Origin of the sequence: Enterococcus pallens ATCC BAA-351 (genome assembly GCF_000407485.1) — a bacterium.
GTDB classification, from domain to species: Bacteria; Bacillota; Bacilli; order Lactobacillales; family Enterococcaceae; genus Enterococcus_A; species Enterococcus_A pallens.
Map to the genome: position 1 here is coordinate 872,346 of NZ_ASWD01000002.1, position 16,052 is coordinate 888,397.

15 protein-coding genes are annotated in these 16,052 nt (G+C 36.1%); 2 read left to right on the forward strand and 13 right to left on the reverse strand.

All coding sequences use genetic code 11. The features are described 5' to 3' along the window. Positions 1-813 precede the first annotated feature (813 nt). From I588_RS10595 to I588_RS10655, 13 genes are all read right to left on the reverse strand, one after another. Complete coding sequence (locus tag I588_RS10595; protein WP_010756564.1) at positions 814-1,860, reverse strand: galactitol-1-phosphate 5-dehydrogenase; 1,047 nt, start codon at positions 1,858-1,860, stop codon at positions 814-816. A 1-nt stretch (position 1,861) separates the two neighbouring features. Continuing rightward, the gene (gene rpe / locus I588_RS10600; RefSeq protein WP_010756563.1) at positions 1,862-2,509 is read right to left on the reverse strand and encodes a ribulose-phosphate 3-epimerase; all 648 of its coding nucleotides are present in this window, start codon (positions 2,507-2,509) and stop codon (positions 1,862-1,864) included. Positions 2,510-2,527: 18 nt separating this feature from the next. Further along, a complete protein-coding gene (locus tag I588_RS10605) occupies positions 2,528-3,781 on the reverse strand; it encodes a PTS transporter subunit IIC (RefSeq protein WP_010756562.1) in 1,254 nt (417 codons plus the stop codon). Beyond that, positions 3,782-4,417: a 3-hexulose-6-phosphate synthase gene (hxlA, locus tag I588_RS10610; protein WP_010756561.1), complete on the reverse strand. Its 636-nt coding sequence runs from the start codon at positions 4,415-4,417 to the stop codon at positions 3,782-3,784. It abuts the gene before it with no gap. Between the two features lie 11 nt (positions 4,418-4,428). Then, positions 4,429-4,731, reverse strand: a complete 303-nt coding sequence (locus I588_RS10615; protein WP_010756560.1) for a PTS sugar transporter subunit IIB — start codon at positions 4,729-4,731, stop codon at positions 4,429-4,431. Then, positions 4,724-5,206, reverse strand: a complete 483-nt coding sequence (locus I588_RS10620) for a PTS sugar transporter subunit IIA (protein WP_010756559.1) — start codon at positions 5,204-5,206, stop codon at positions 4,724-4,726. The genes I588_RS10615 and I588_RS10620 overlap by 8 nt, the downstream gene beginning before the upstream one ends. Before the next feature lie 52 nt (positions 5,207-5,258). Continuing rightward, positions 5,259-8,105 (reverse strand): sigma 54-interacting transcriptional regulator, encoded by a 2,847-nt coding sequence (locus tag I588_RS10625; protein WP_010756558.1) that lies wholly within the window; start codon positions 8,103-8,105, stop codon positions 5,259-5,261. A 497-nt stretch (positions 8,106-8,602) separates the two neighbouring features. Beyond that, positions 8,603-9,037 carry a type II toxin-antitoxin system HicB family antitoxin gene (locus I588_RS10630; protein WP_010756557.1) on the reverse strand — a complete coding sequence of 145 codons (435 nt, stop codon included), beginning with the start codon at positions 9,035-9,037 and terminating at the stop codon, positions 8,603-8,605. A gap of 397 nt (positions 9,038-9,434) precedes the next feature. After that, positions 9,435-9,662 carry a hypothetical protein gene (locus I588_RS10635; protein WP_034692939.1) on the reverse strand — a complete coding sequence of 76 codons (228 nt, stop codon included), beginning with the start codon at positions 9,660-9,662 and terminating at the stop codon, positions 9,435-9,437. Between the two features lie 984 nt (positions 9,663-10,646). Next, the gene (locus tag I588_RS10640; RefSeq protein ID WP_010756556.1) at positions 10,647-11,084 is read right to left on the reverse strand and encodes a PPC domain-containing DNA-binding protein; all 438 of its coding nucleotides are present in this window, start codon (positions 11,082-11,084) and stop codon (positions 10,647-10,649) included. Between the two features lie 22 nt (positions 11,085-11,106). Then, on the reverse strand, positions 11,107-11,928 hold the full coding sequence (locus I588_RS10645) for a class II fructose-bisphosphate aldolase (protein ID WP_010756555.1): 822 nt from the start codon (positions 11,926-11,928) through the stop codon (positions 11,107-11,109). A gap of 43 nt (positions 11,929-11,971) precedes the next feature. Beyond that, positions 11,972-13,045 carry an NAD(P)-dependent oxidoreductase gene (locus tag I588_RS10650; protein ID WP_010756554.1) on the reverse strand — a complete coding sequence of 358 codons (1,074 nt, stop codon included), beginning with the start codon at positions 13,043-13,045 and terminating at the stop codon, positions 11,972-11,974. 111 nt (positions 13,046-13,156) lie between these two features. Further along, on the reverse strand, positions 13,157-13,984 hold the full coding sequence (locus I588_RS10655) for a Cof-type HAD-IIB family hydrolase (RefSeq protein ID WP_010756553.1): 828 nt from the start codon (positions 13,982-13,984) through the stop codon (positions 13,157-13,159). 235 nt (positions 13,985-14,219) lie between these two features. Here I588_RS10655 and I588_RS10660 point away from each other — a divergent pair, with 235 nt between their 5' ends. Together I588_RS10660 and I588_RS10665 are read left to right on the forward strand one after the other, a co-directional pair. Then, on the forward strand, positions 14,220-14,501 hold the full coding sequence (locus tag I588_RS10660; RefSeq protein WP_139244028.1) for a preprotein translocase subunit YajC: 282 nt from the start codon (positions 14,220-14,222) through the stop codon (positions 14,499-14,501). An 11-nt stretch (positions 14,502-14,512) separates the two neighbouring features. Continuing rightward, positions 14,513-16,003, forward strand: coding sequence for a helix-turn-helix domain-containing protein (locus tag I588_RS10665; protein ID WP_010756551.1), 1,491 nt, complete (start codon positions 14,513-14,515; stop codon positions 16,001-16,003). The last annotated feature ends 49 nt before the right edge of the window (positions 16,004-16,052 follow it).

Genomic DNA, 16,052 nt, shown 5'->3' on the forward strand with positions numbered 1-16,052 from the left:
GAATCAAAATTAAGTAAAAAAGATACGTAAGAATTGAACATTGGTAAAACTGAATAGTGTGAAAAAAAGTAATATAAGCAAGATTTATGTTTATGATCTAGAAATTCGTGTAAATACTTTACATGTATAAGAAGTAAAGAAGTAAGCAAATTCGAATAACAAATCCTTCCGCAGCAACACAAAGCCAGGCTTATCGAGAGCCTGGCTTTTTTGTGTGGTTTGTGATGCGATGAGGGATAGCGATTTGAAGCGGTTCTGAGAAGAGCCACTCGTTCCTTCTGTAACCAAGTAGCTAATTTCATTCAATTTATATCTATCATAAACGCAAGCATAAGCTCCGCATGCACTGCTACTTTTTTTCAAACCTCGATACGTGGTCCAACGCATTCTATGCTTCTCTTTTGTGTCTAAGAGTATTCGCTCAATCGATTCCTTTTTGCAAATGATTTTATTCAAAGCTGTTAAGTGAAAGTGCTCCGCTTCGTTTATTGGAGTTCTCTATGCAGATCTTATAAATACAGATAAGTGCTTTAGTGCTTATATTAAGATTTCCAAAAGTTAATAACAGTCGTTACTAATAAAAACTTCCACTATTAGTTCCGATGAAGTATAGTAACCACTACTACGAAGCTACCTAACGATTATGCAGACAATCTTACAACTAGATAAAAGCCGCTCATCGCAAAGCGAAGAGCAGCTCACATAATCATTAAATATTTTATTGTCTTATTGACAAATTACCTACCAAAATCCAGTTATCTAGTATCAAACTTTATGCTTCAAACTTTTGTCTTACTCGTTCAAACTGTTTATTTACGGGTTTAAAATAACCTTACCATATAATTCTTTTCTTTCTAATAACTTATCCATCATTTCTGGACCAGCTGATAATGGTTTTCGATGAGTAATGATGTTTTCGGTATTAATTTTGCCATTTGCAAAAAATGTTACGCTGGTGTCCCATTCCTTACCAGGAAATGGTGCAGATACATTGCTCCAAGAACCGATAACTCTAAGCTCGCTTCTAAGAATTTTTTCAAAGTAATATCTTTTAATTTTTACATCACCATATGGAATCCCTAAGAATAAAACTTCTCCCCCTTTCGTTGCATAAGCGTAGACCTGAGAGGCTGTAGTTGGATTTCCTGCTGCTTCAATTACTAAATTGGCTTTTAGATTTTTTGTTTCTTCTTCCACCCTTTTTTCAACATCTTCATTGAGAGAATTCACAATAACATCCGCACCTGACAACTTGCTTAATGCCAACTTCTCATCATCAATGTCTACCGCAATAACTTTACTGGCACCATAAATTTTTGCCCATTGAATTGCTAATAAACCAATTGATCCTCCTGCTCCGACTACCACTACCGAATCACCTGGTTGCAATTTTGTTTGGAATAAACCATGCAAAACAACTGTAGAGGGTTCAATTAAAGCTGCGGAATCAAAAGAAATGGCATCATCAATTTTGACAAAATTCTCAGATGGTAAACATATATATTCTGCAAAACATCCTGGTTGTTTTGCACCGATTGCATTGTTATGAGCGCTGCGATTATACTCTCCTTTTCGATAATAATAATCTACTCCATCAAAGACGACCGGGCAACCTGCTACACGATCACCAATTTTTAAATCACTCACTTGATTGCCTACTTCTACAACTTCTCCTGAAAATTCGTGTCCCCAAACCATTCCTTCAATATAAGGCCCTAATAGGCGATATCTAGAAATATCTGAACCACAAATACCTGCTGCCTTAACTTTGACAATTACATCATTAGGAGTTTGAAGTGTTGGTTTTTCCGCCTCTTCATATCTTAAATCCTGCACACCATACAATTTTAATGCTTTCACATTACTTCCCCCCTGCTAAACTTTGTAATGCATTAATATTTTTTTCTTTATCCCCACTAAATAAATTACTACCTACTACAAATAAATCTGCACCTTTTTCGGCAGCTTTTTGAATTCGCTCTACATTCATACGACCGTCAATTTCAATTAAAATGTTTCGTTCACCAATCAACGCTTTTGTTTGCTCAATTTTTTGATAAATCGTCGGAATAAAATCCTGATGCCAAAATCCAGGATTAATCGACATCAATAAAATAAAATCAAGATCGTCTAAAAGATAGGTTAAAACTTCCGGTAAAGTAGCTGGACTAAGAGCAACACCGACTTTGATGTTTTTAGCTTTGATTAACCTAATTATTTCATGGGGATGAGGCGTTGCTTCATAATGAAACGAAATCATATCCACCCCAGCATCCGCCAGTAAATCAATTAATTTTTCAGGATGTTGCACCATCATATGCACGTCAATTTTCATTGCTGTATTTTTTTTAATCTCCCGTAATTGATCGGGACCGAATGAAATGTTTGGCACAAAATTCCCATCCATCATATCAATATGAATAGTTTTAATGCCTTGACTTTCCATAAATGCTAGCTCAGATTGTAAATTTAATATGTCAGAATTAAATAATGATGGTAATATTTCCATTTCTATACCACTCCTTTTTTAAAATAATGTACTTATCCAATAGATCATCACACCCCAAATTGGTGCACCGACTGAAACATCCGTGCCTAATCCAGAAATTTCAAAACCAGCTGCTCGCAACATTTCCGTTGCTCCAGGTGCAACATAAGCACAGGTATACATTGAGATAATACAAAAAATTAGCGTCGATAAGATCGATCTGAAAAGATTCCCTTTACTTGCTAAAGTACAAACTACTGCGAAGTAACAAACAGAAGTTAACATTCCAACTGGGAAAAACTGAACATTTGGCAAGACTAGTGCTGCTAAGATAACTAGTGGAATCGTAATAACTGTTGTCGTAATAACTGTTGGATCACCCATCCCAAGAGCTACATCCATACCAATCGATAAATTTTCGTTGTCGCCCATTCTTTTTTTCATAAATTTGTTAGCTGCTTTTCCAACAGGTGCTAGTCCACCCATCATTACCCCCACCATTTTAGGCATTAACAACATAACACCGGCCACACCGATACCCATTGAAATAATTTCAGAAACATCTTGTTTCGTTAATACACCTAACAAAACCCCTACAATTAGTCCAATAACCATTGGATCACCAAAAATCCCGATTCGTTTATGAATTTTCTCCATACTTAAATCAATCTTGTTGACTACTGGAATAAAGTCAATAATTCGATTTACTAACCAAGCTACTGGAAAAGTCCAAGCTATTAAGTTAACCGTCGTACAAGTCGTCTCTTCTAATTTAAAATACTCTTGCCACAAGGGTGCCAGTCTATCCCCTGCAAATAATGCAATAACTGACATTAAAATAGTTACTAAGAATCCAGCGATTACGCTGTTAAATAAAACATAAGTTAAAAATCCGGGAATTAAAAAATGCATATAGTTCCAGATATCAATATTCATTGTTTTGACAATTTTAAAGCGAATTAACAGTAGATTTAATAAGAGTCCAACTGGAATCGCAAGAGCAGCAAAAGGAGCCATCCAAGAAGCAGCGCCAACCGCGGCCCAGCCAATATCAATAATGGTATATCCAGTTCCCAATTCTTGGTAGTAGTCCACCGCCGGCTGTAAAGTAGAGGTTAAAAGATCAACGATCAACCCTAAACCTAAAAATCCTAAACCAACTGTTAAACCAGCGATAAGTGCATTTTTAGCTTTCATTCTGAAAAATATACCAAGAAAAAAGATAATGATTGGCAAAATAGCTTTAGCACCTAAATTTAAAACTAATTGAACTGCATTGGATAACGTTTCCATTTACTTCACCCCGTTTATTTTTCTAAAAATCCCTTCAGCAACTTCTCTTGGTTGAGCATCATTTAAAATACCACTTCCCACAATTACAATATCTGGTGATTCTTTTATATAACTATCAATGGTTGATAAATTGATACCACCTGCAACGGCAATCTGACATTTCTTCACATGTTTCTTCATTTCGATTAAATCTTCTAACGGTGTTCGTCCTTGTTTTTGCAGATCCGCTCCGGTATGAACCGCAATAATATCCACACCTAAGGCCTCAATTTCAGGAATCCTTTTTTCCAAATTTCCAACACAGATCATGTCAACTAAAACTTTTTTCCCATATTTTTTAGCAACTTCCACACATCCCCGAATAGTTGAGTCATCAGTTAGACCTAATACGGTAACATAGTCAGCCTTTGCTTCAAATACCAACTCAGATTCATAAGCACCCGCATCCATAATTTTGGCATCACATAATACCTCTTTATGAGGATATTTTTCTTTTATTCTTCTGACTGCTTCTCTCCCAGCATCAATCATAAAAGGAGTCCCGACTTCAATGATATCGATAAAGGGAACAATTTCATCTAGAATATTCAGTGTCTCTGATAAAGATAATTCGTCAATCGCCAACTGGATTTTCATAGTTTTCCTCCTTATTTTTCAGCCGAAATATTGGACAACAGCTCTTTTAATTCTTCTTTGATTTCATCTTCCTTAATGCCAGTTATTAATCCAGTAATATTCTTATGGGGCTTTAAAATTTCTCCTGAGTAATTATTGGTCGTAAATACCACATCCACTTGATTCAAATACCCTTCAATCTCAGTCATGCTGCTTTTTTGAATATGAAAAGGAATATTTAAGGCTTCGCACAATTCGCTTATTTCGTCTGCTGCCATTGTTGAAGTAGCAATTCCGCTTCCGCATGCAATTAAAATTTCGACTTTTTTATTCATAGACTTTTTCCTCCAATTCGATTTCTATTTTTAATAACTCACTAATTTCTTTTACTGATTGACTATTTTCCGCTCGATGAATTAATTGCTCACTTTTGATAACCTTCATGATTTTTTTTAGAATTTTCAAATGATTATTAGCATCTTGTAATCCCAAAAAGAAAAGATATTTTACTGGAATTTCATTGTCAGGTTTATCCATTTGATTCATTTGGATATAATTTGACAAAATTACAATAGCAATAAAATCTTTTTTAACATACTGACTATCACAATGAGGAATACCAACATTATAATTTTCAAGTACTAAACCAGTAGGAAATTTTTCCTCTCTGCTTATAATTTCTTCTTGATACCCCTCATTGACATACCCCTTTTCATATAGCTGCTGAGACATGAAGCTAAATAGGGCCTCTCGACTAGTGAAATCTTGCTGAATCCAGACTAATTGTTCACTTGTAATTGCTTTTTTCATGTACTTTCCTCCTTCACACATTACATAAAGCAAAAACCGTGCCAAGGCACGGTTAGATTTGTGTTTTAGTTAGTAAATCATAAATTTGATTTGGTTGTGTCGTATCTCGAAGCTTATTCAAAAAAGCTTTTGACGACACTAATCGATATAACTGCTTAATATAAATATCACTATCTTTATTCAAAGCCAATAGAATAACAAACTCAACTTCTCGGTCATTTTCCCACATTATTGGCGTGGTCAATTTTGTGATGTAAGCGGTTGGTTTTGTGACGAATTCAGAATCTCCATGAGGGATACCAATCCCGCCTTTTAAAAAAGTTGAATTCATTGTTTCTCTTTTATAGACACTCAGTAAAAAATGATCATCGACATAGCCTTTAATGTTAAGCGCCGTTACCATTTCATCAATCAGCTGATTTTTATTTTTATATTGTTGACAAATTTCAATTTGATCTTCTTTAATAAATTCGGAAAGGATATTTTTCCTAATTTCAATGTTGATTGAATCCAAGTAACAGACTAAAGCATTGGGAGATTGTGTTAGTAGATCATTGGCAAAAAAGAATTTTGCATTAGGAAATTTTGGATTCATGGTTCCTACAATGGCAATAATTTCAAACTGTTCTTGGATTTTTGACAGCTCTATTAAAATATCGTTCTCTGAAAAAAAACCAGCTGCTAATATATCTATATCAAATCCTTTATTAGCTAAACTTTCATCTAAGAATTCCTTTATCTCCAAGGCTGCTCCCTGACCAGTCAAACAAACTGTGACTATAACTTTTTGCTTTTGAGTTATTTTAGGAGTTATTAAGGAAATGCCTTTTTCACTGAGTATCTCGTCGTATAGCCCCTCCAAAGTAGTATTGGGCAATAACGATTTTCGAACTGATTCTAATACCATTAAGGTGTCCACCCGATCAATCAGCTTAATCGGCGTTGTTATCTGTTCACCGATGATTTCTTCTACCCGAATCAACGAGCCCATATCAGCTAAGATAAGGACCCCTTTTCCACAATCTACCTTTTTTATCTGCTCAATAATCTGATCCAAAATCATCTCAAAAGAATCATTCAAACTCATTTCAATACCCACTGCATGAGAAGTATTTAAGATAGAATTAGCTACATCTACCATACCTTTAGCAACATGACCATGACTCAAGACTAATACTCCCACAGATTGCTGACTTTTATTCATTTCTTGGGTAAAATTTTGAAGATATAATGAAATATATGAGTTTTCGTCTTCAGGCAAGGCAATCCCAAAATGCTGATTGATTTTATCCCGAATTTGATCGGCAAACTCTAAGTAAATAGGATTTTTTATTGAATTAATCGATATATGATTGATTTCCTCTTCCTGATTCAGTTGACGATTCACCCGTGATTTTAAATGGAGTGCCAATGGAATCACTACTTGTGAATCAATCGTCGGTAATCTTTTTTGTACCATTTGAATACATCTGTCAGTTATATCAAGAATATCTTTTCCAATAACACTTTCCACTATGTTTTGATGTAGGTTATCTTTTTGAATTTTTGAGATAAAACGGCTGAATTTTTCATCGATCTCTTGATTGATAATTTGACTGATTTCTTCTTTGGAATTTCCTTGAAGAATTAGTTTATGATAATTTTCTTCTATATAGTCATAAATAGAATAAAGAGATAAATTACCTTTTTCACTAGTCTTCTCCTGATTTTCATCAATTACTAAATCGTTTATAGCACTCTCAAAAAAATCGGTTGGCTTAAACGACTGATTTACCATAGGCAATGCCAAATTATGATTATCAATATGGACGACTGCTTGATTATCAATACTTGCTTTTAAAAATGCCCGGGCGCAAGTTGCCTGAATATCAGATTTCAATTGTCCAACATTTCCCGGACAATCATAGGTAAGCAGATTTTTAATCACTTCTTTTTTTATATGAATAGGTTTTCCAATTCGTTGACTTTCTGCTTCAAAAAACTTCTTCAATAGGATAAATTTTTCATCTAGCGGTCTTTCAGAAAATTTCGGTAGCATTATACTAATTGGAATCCGTCTTCTAAAAGTTAGCAACAAAGAATTCTCAGGTTCTTCTGTAGTTGCCGCAATTATTAATACATTGGCTTTTCGAGTTAACTCCGTTTCTCCTAATCTCCGATACATTTTCTTATCAAACAAGGTAAACAAAATTTCTTGTCCTTCAGGTGGTAAACGATGGACTTCGTCTAAAAAAAGAATACCTCCATTACTAATTTCAACTAATCCTTTTCTACTTTCATTTGCTCCAGTAAACGCACCTTTTGTATGACCAAATAGCTGAGAAAGTAAAAACTGTGGGTTTTCAGCATAGTCCGCACAGTTGAATACATGATAAGGACTTGATTTAGAAAAGATCTGTTTCTCTTTTCCAAATTCATACATTTTTTGTGCTAAGAAACTCTTTCCAGTACCAGAAGGCCCTAATATCAGAGTATGAAGCCCGAAAGGTGGATACAAAACAGCCGCTTTTGCTTGATTAATTACATTTCTTAAACTTCCCTGAGCACCGATAATTTCTGCCATTGTATCTTTTGGTGCATGACTAGTAAGTTCTGTCGAAAGTGATTCCTCTATAGCGTTACGAATGCTTTTAATTGTTGTACGGCTTGCTTCAATTCCCACCTCATTGACTAATGAAGTCAGTTTGCGGTCGGATAATTGTGGATCTGTTTTAAGCAATTTAGCGATCTGTTCTTCAATCGTTTTCCGCTTTCGTAAACGAGAATCGGGTATCTCATGTTTAAGACGGATTTTTGTTACCGTATCCCTAGCAGTATTTAGCTTTAATGCGATTTGTTCATCAGTCAAAGGATGATTTATATCCTCTGCTTTTATAATATCTAGAATGTCATCTATCATATATTCCACCCTTTAATTGATTTATTTCCTTCTTATCAAGACTTCAAACACTCTAATAATATATCATCCCTACTAGATCAGTTTTTTTTAATATGACTCTTCTTCAACAGCTCAAGCATTCTATTATTGTATCTATTCTACTTTAGGTCGGTCAAACATTGATTCACTTATTTTGATTAAATTGGTATTTGTTCAATGAGATAAACGATTAATGAAATCAGGACACTTATAGACTATCGTTGATTCTCAGGCTTAGGATTCACGAACTCGGTTTTGTATTTCTCAACTTTTAGTAAGGATTATTATGTTCGATGTTTTGCTCAAACGACACTTTTAAGAAATCTCTTTCTATATTTTGAAACAAGCTGTCAAAGTCGGTTTCATAGCGGATGGGGATCATTTATAAGGATGCTACGCATATCAAACAAATATAGATTTACAAAGCGCTAAGAAATTCATCTAAAGAGTATGTTCTAGTAGTTTTCTTAATTAATTTACTATTTTCGAGATTTATTTGAATGAAGAATATCATTTGCTTTATCTGCAATAGCTTCTGTTAAAAGAACTGAAAAATTCATGCCTGCTCGTTTTCCTAAAGTATCTGCCCATTTAGGAATAGTCAACGTTTTCTTAACCAGTTCAGTATCTTTTAAATACTTTGCAACGTTCACTCGAATGAATGTAGTAAAGGAATCATTCTCAACTTTTATTTCATTAATTGGTGTTGGTTTTGGTAAAGGATCTTCATGCTCAATATAATCAGCTAAGACTATTCCAAGTACCTCTTCTGCCATTGCAATCCCATACGAAATGTCCTCTTCATTGATTCCTGTATATGCGCCTTGAATATCAGGGAATGTAATAAAATATCCGCCACCTTCTTCTGGTTGAAATACAGCTGGATAAGTTTTAGCTAAAGGTTCACTCAACACTTCACTCAGTCCTTTCTTTTAATTAGACACAGGATTATTTCAATCCCGCGTCCTTCAAAATTTGTTGCTCAAGTCTTCGGTTGATATCTTAATTGCCCTCCTTATAAATATAATGATGAGAACCCTCTTACATACGCTCAATCCAACCATTTTTTTCAATAACTTCAGGATCTGTTTTCCTGCAAGTAGCATGTGCACTATAGCTCTTTACGATTTTATCTTAGTACGTATCAATACGTGTGTAAAGGTTATCATTATTCTTCAGTGGCTTTTTAATCGATCTTGCTACTTCCTGTCTCTCATATTATTCAAACAGACTTTTTAATTTTTCTTTCAGGCGCCAGACTTTGCGCAATAAAAAAAGCCAACAACATTTTGCTGGCTTGTTGATTGAAAATCAATCATTCAACTCTTTGATTTTTTCAATAGTTTTCTTTTGGACAGAATTTTTTGCACTGGTTAAGACCGCAATTAGATTCGCTTCTTGATGATTTTCATCGTAAGCATGACCAATACTTTGAATATAGCTCTGCCGCAATTCGCTGACTACATTGATTTGTAGTCTTTCATTTTCTGCAGCTGCTCGGAAGCAAACTCTGACCGGATCGTCTTTCTTTTTTCCCAATTGGAAATGGTCTTTTTGAGAAAAATATTTTTCTTCAGCTAGTCTTATGTCAGCTTATATTTGATTTACTTGCTGATAGCTGTCTAACTGCTTTCTATTTATTTTCACCTATTAAAAAGTTTTTATCCCTTAACGATTTACCCTTCTACTCCATATCATCTTTATTCAATTAAGATTTTGGTTGTGTATATTGATACCTTGCTATAATGATAGAAAGGAGCTGATGACACATGGAAAATACTGAACAGGCGATGTCAGCTCGTACGAATCGCCATGAATTTGAACTAGCAAAAAAGAAACTCTTTTCCTAACTTGAAAAAGGTGCAAAAGTTAGGCGGGAGCAAAACTCCATTACGCTTAAACATCTTAAGGAATAAATGAGTGTAAAATTATAAGTTGTATCTATCATCTCAAATCAGTAATGATTTGAGCGATAGTATCGGCTATATGCACGACAACGGACATATAGTGCTACAATAAACCCCATTTCCAATCGAATCTATACAACAATCAGCAGCCTCAATAACACACCTCTAGTAGGTGCATCGCTACAAACAAAAGTACAGATCATACAGCCTATCGGGTTATTATTGTGAAGTCATATAGAATCTTTTATAAATTGATTAAAGACACAATATACGTTGACCGAATTCTTTCTGAAAAAAAGATTATCAAAAAAATGATTGCCTAAAGTTTGTAATGAATTGCAGTAGTTTGGCGGATAATCCATGATCACTTCTGATTCCTCTGACTTTTCATCAATCAACTGTTAACAACCTAGCTGCATTTCTTTTGGTACCTGTTCATTTACTCTTCTCGTGATGCAGCAATTTTCTCGCGTATCAAACACTACTTATTCCTCCTTAAACATAAAAAACAACCCAACCATCATTACGATGATTGGGCCTCATGATAATAATATATATAGATTAGAATCTTGACGGAGATTTCCAAAGCTTTTTATTGAACACCTATCAAGTAGTCTTATTCTTTTACATCTAAATGTTCTGGACCCCAATCAGTTGGAACACGAACCAACTCTATATTTTTGTGTTCATAAATAACCACTTCACCGACATAACATACTGCACAGCCATCTTCTAAATGACCTGCAAAGGTCTCTTTCCCTTGTGAGATGACCATGTGGATATGCGGCTCGCCATCAGCGATAACCCCTGTCATTGAAGCTAGCTCTAATGGTGCATCTTTCCATTCTGGGAAAATATTTCCTGCTGGAAACTCGCCTGTTGTTGTCACCATATGCATCTTAGCATCTGAAAAAGTCCCATAACCACACATTAAAGTTGCATTTTTGATGTCTAGATCTTTGATGGTTTGCTTGATTGACTCAAGCATTAGCTCTCCTTTATCTAGCCTAAGAATAATTACTCGTCCACCGATTTCACCTGTAAATTGTTTCATTTTCTATTCCTCCATTTTCTAATTAAACTTTACCAGCTGATCCAAACATTACCATGTAGCGTTTCAGTTCTTCTTTGTATGCTTCATAGAAGAATGGCAGCGTATCATGTGGGGCATGAACTGTACTATTTAAAACGGCATCGCGGCCTTTTTGCATCACATCTGTTCCAATATTTACTTTACAAATACCTTCACGACAAGCGCGAGCTAAGTTTTCGTCTCCAGAACCTGAACCACCATGTAAAACTAATGGGATATCGACTGCTTCAGTTAATTCATGCAATAAATCAAAATCAATATACGGAGTTCCTTTGTAAGCACCATGAATGGTTCCGATAGCTACTGCCAAACAATCTACGCCTGTTTGTTTTACATACTCTTTTGCTTCTGATGGGACAGTCAAAGCGCGTTGATCCTCATCATCCTTATCACTATAGCCAACATGTCCTAATTCACCTTCAACGGTAACACCGCAAGCATGGGCCACTTTGACAATTTCAGCTACCTGAGCCACATTATCCTCAAAAGGCAATGTTGAACGGTCTGCCATAACGGATGTAAAACCGGCTTGGATGGCACACATTGCATGGTCATAACAGGCTCCATGGTCCTGATTTAATGCAACTGGAACAGTAGCTTCTAAAGCAAGGTCACGACACATCCGAGCAAAGAACTTGATATCTGGATGGGCCCGATAGTTTAAATTGATGATAACTGGCGAACGTGTTTCCTCAGCGGCATCGATGGACGCTCGCAAAGTAATCTCATCTTTATTACTTGGCGCGCATACAGCATACTTCCCTTTTTGTGCTTCTTTCAATAATTCTCCCATTGTGACTAACATATTTATTTCCTCCTATTTCATATTTTTAAACTGTTCGGTGTTCTTAAACTTGCACTTTCTTATTTATCCCGAATAATTTTCCACCATGCGATTTGTAGGCATCTGTGGATTCTACACCCGGTGTGCAGTTGTTTTGAATCTCAGTACCATCTAGAAATTTCACTAGATTACTCAACCCGATTTCATATTGGTGATCGATTCTCTCTCTACTGAAACCAGCAGTGTGATTAGTAAGTATCAGTTTTTCAGCAGGAATATCATAATAACTATCGGTCAATGGCAAACCTTCACCATCAAAAACATCCACTGCCGCCATGCGAATCTTATTGTTCTTCAATGCATCTTTTAGAGCATCTGCATTAACTAATGCTGCACGACCAGTATTGACAAATGCTGCCGTTGGTTTCATCAAATCAAACTGTTCGAAATCAATCAGATTATGGTTTTCTGGCGTAACACGAGCAAGTACGCTGATATAATCACTTCGAGACATCAATTCATTCAGTTCGACTAATTCAATGCCTTCTTTTGCCATCGCCTCTTCATTTTGGAATGGATCATATGCAATAACATCCATCTTAAACGCTTGAGCAAATTTTGCGACTTGCCGTCCGTTTCTGCCCAATCCAACAATCCCTAACGTTTTCCCGTAAAGCTCCGTTGATTTTTCAGTGACGATATTCCGCAGTGATTGCTGATTTGCCTTTGTCCAGCCATCACGTCGCATAGTAGAAGTCAACTCGAATACAGGTCTAGCCATATTCATGATCAAGTTAAAGGTAAATTCGGCAACAGAAACAGTACATCTTCCGGCACTGTTTAAAACAGGAATACCCAGTTCTTTACACGCCTTTAAATCCGTCCCTTCTTCTGGACCATCACGTACAGAAAGAATAAGCTTCAAATCTGGACTATTTTCTAATACGCGCTTTGTGACTGTGTCGTAGGCATTAAAAAAGATGTCGCAGCCTTTTAACTGCTCAATCAATTCATCTTCGTCAAAATAATCATTCGCTCGATTATGCACGTTGAATCCTGCCCTTTTTACTTCGACAACTTCTTGAAAACGTTTGTCCCATTCTGGACTATAATCCGCTGTCCATAACATCTTTGGCATCTTGATTCCCCCTCTTCTTCTCCTAAAGCTTACAAAATAGTTCTTTCGTTCACAATGAGTTGAAAGGATCAAGCATGCTTGTCACCAAGTTAGCAATTTGTTGCCACATTTCTATAGAACAAACTGCTCAATAGCCCTTGCTACGCCCTCTTGATCATTGGTGTAGGTAATTGTATCTGCCACTTCTTTTACTTCTTTCATTGCATTATCCATCGCAACTCCTAGTCCCACTTCACGAAGCATTTCAAGATCATTAACTCCATCGCCAAAGGCCATAACTTCTTGACGTTCTATTCCTAGAAGTTTCGCTAATTCGATCAGTGATGACCCTTTATTGACCTGTTTCTGATTAATCTCCATGTTCCGTTCATTCCCATAAGTCAGAGCTAACCCGGTTCCACTCATTTTATTGAATGCTTCTTTGCGCTCCCTACTATCAAGAAAAACACAGTTGATTTTGTCGAAACCATCCTTAGTTTCTCTTAGCATATCTTCTAGCCGATCAACGGTCTTCCTAGTTTCTCTAACATATTTTTCCATGTGGGGATTAGTCGTATATTTTTCTATCTTTTTCATCTGATCTGTTTGAATGTATCCCACACCATGAAAAACAATTTCTCTTAACGCATCATAGGAATTCAAAATTGTCAGAGCCCTTTTCACATCCTCTGCCAATAGAAGTTTTTCCAACACCAATTGATCTTCCTTCAAGTCAAAAACCCGGGCACCATTTGAAACAAGTACATAACGGATTTCTGGAATCAAGCGAATTTCTTTTGGTATACCTGTCAAAGGTCTGCCAGTCGCAACCACGACAGTTATACCTTTATCGATAGTCTGTTCCAGCACTTTACGGGTATAATCCGTTATTTTATTCTCTAGATTTAGCAATGTACCATCCAAATCTAAACCGATCATTTTGATTTGTTGCTTTTCCATTTCTATCCCTCCTATTTCGATCTTCTTCTCTTATCTTAAATTAAAGGGCACGTATATATTGACAATTGTCTTGTTCATCATCACTGTCACCAACATATCATTTTGATGTCAAATATTATGTTGTCAACCTTTTCATAGGGTTCAGCTTATTGGTCAAATTGCTATGAAGCTTGGAATTTGATAGAATCAAAGTATAGAAGGATTGAAGTTATTTATTCTTAAGCGAGGGGGAAACATGATGCTTTTAGATTTTATTCGAGAAAACTGGTGGCTTTTATTCCTGGGAATCCTTTTGGGTTCATTTAGTATTTTTTCGCGTCGAAATCGTAATACAAACAAAACGTATAATGGAAAACTAACCGATGTCAGTTCAGACATCGCTATTGGTTCAAATGTAACTCTAGACAGTGGTATACATGGTATAGTTCGTAAAATCCAGGAAAATACCTATATGGTTGAAATTGCAAATAATGTTATTATTGAAGTTGAAAAATATGGAATTGTATTTGTCCGTTAGGAGTGATGAAAATGTTTCATTCTCGATTCAACTACTTGATGTCCACCATAGCCTTCAAAAATAAAGATCTTGCGGATGCCTTATACATCGACCGCTCTCTGGTCTCTCGTTGGCGGACTGGAAAAAGAGAACCGACTACAGATGTTGTAAAACAAATTTCTTCCGCGATCATCTCATTGTGTGAGGATACAAATACCAAGCTGCTTCTATGCCGAACTTTGGAGCTGCAGTATAGTGATCATCTATTCAATGACACTCGTATGCTTCAATTAACCCTATCGAAATGGTTATCAGACGATATCGAGAACGATTCATCTGTTCAATTTAATTGGGATACAGACGGCAGCGAGCGATTATTGCAGCCAACTCAGGTCAGTTTATACTCTGGTGATGACGGCTATCGAAGTTGTGTAAAGTCTTTATTAGAAATGGCTTTAGCCACCGGAAAGCCCTTCACACTGTATTTCTTTGGCAATGACAGCCTTGAATGGTTGATAAGACAGAAGAAATTTTTTAATCTTTTTAGTCAAGTTATCAATCAGGCCAAGCAGATCGGAATGAGAGTCCGTTTAATATTTCACATCTCAAATGATTCAAAAAAGATGGGGAATTATATAAGCCTCTGGTCACTCGTCCAATCAATCCCCAATACTGAGCTTTATGGGCTTTATGGCTTAGCTAATCGCGAAACCAATCGGCGTTTATTCAGTCATGTATCCTTCGCTATCCCAGAAATAGGAGCGGTAACTGGCTGGTCAGTGATGAATTCTCCCCATCAGTACGTCACTTTAATTACCGATCAAAAAGAAACGCGTTATGTTATTGATGATTTTGAAATTCTTTTTTCTAGATGTATCCAAATAACGAAAAATTGGGAGAACTACGACCATGAGCGGCTCTTCAATTTAATTGCCAACGATGACTATCTCGACAGTTCCAAAGAGTATATTTCCCATAGCCATGCACTTCCTCTGGCGACTCTTCCGACAGAGATCCTGCAGGACATGCTGGAAAGGGCCGGTTTTAGTTCAGAAAATATTTCCCGCTATGTTGAACTTCATCTTAAATACAAGCATTGGTTCGAAAAATATATTGATCAAGGTAGTATGGAGTATTTCTTTATAGAAGATGAAATGTCTGGGGAAGTTATCATGCCACATTCCGATAAATTTTTTGGGAAGACATTGACTTACAAGCAGAATCAATACTTTGAGCACATCATTTCTACGCTAGAATACTCACAAAAATTTGAGAACTTCCATTTCTATCCAATCGATGAACCGCTCTACCCAGTCGATACTCACATTGCTTATGGTGCTTATCTTATTAGCTTTAGTGAATCAGAAGGCGATCAGATTACTATCTGTACACACCAGCACTTTGCTAATTGTGTCTTTATGTATATCAACGAAGCTGCTGCTCAGTTATCAGAAAAACTTTTCTTGCCTAGTTATCCATTTCAGCATTATATGGAAAAATATCCACAGATTGAAAATCTATAGATAATAAAGGACGCTACAACAGTAAAATACTACTGCTGTAACGCCCTTT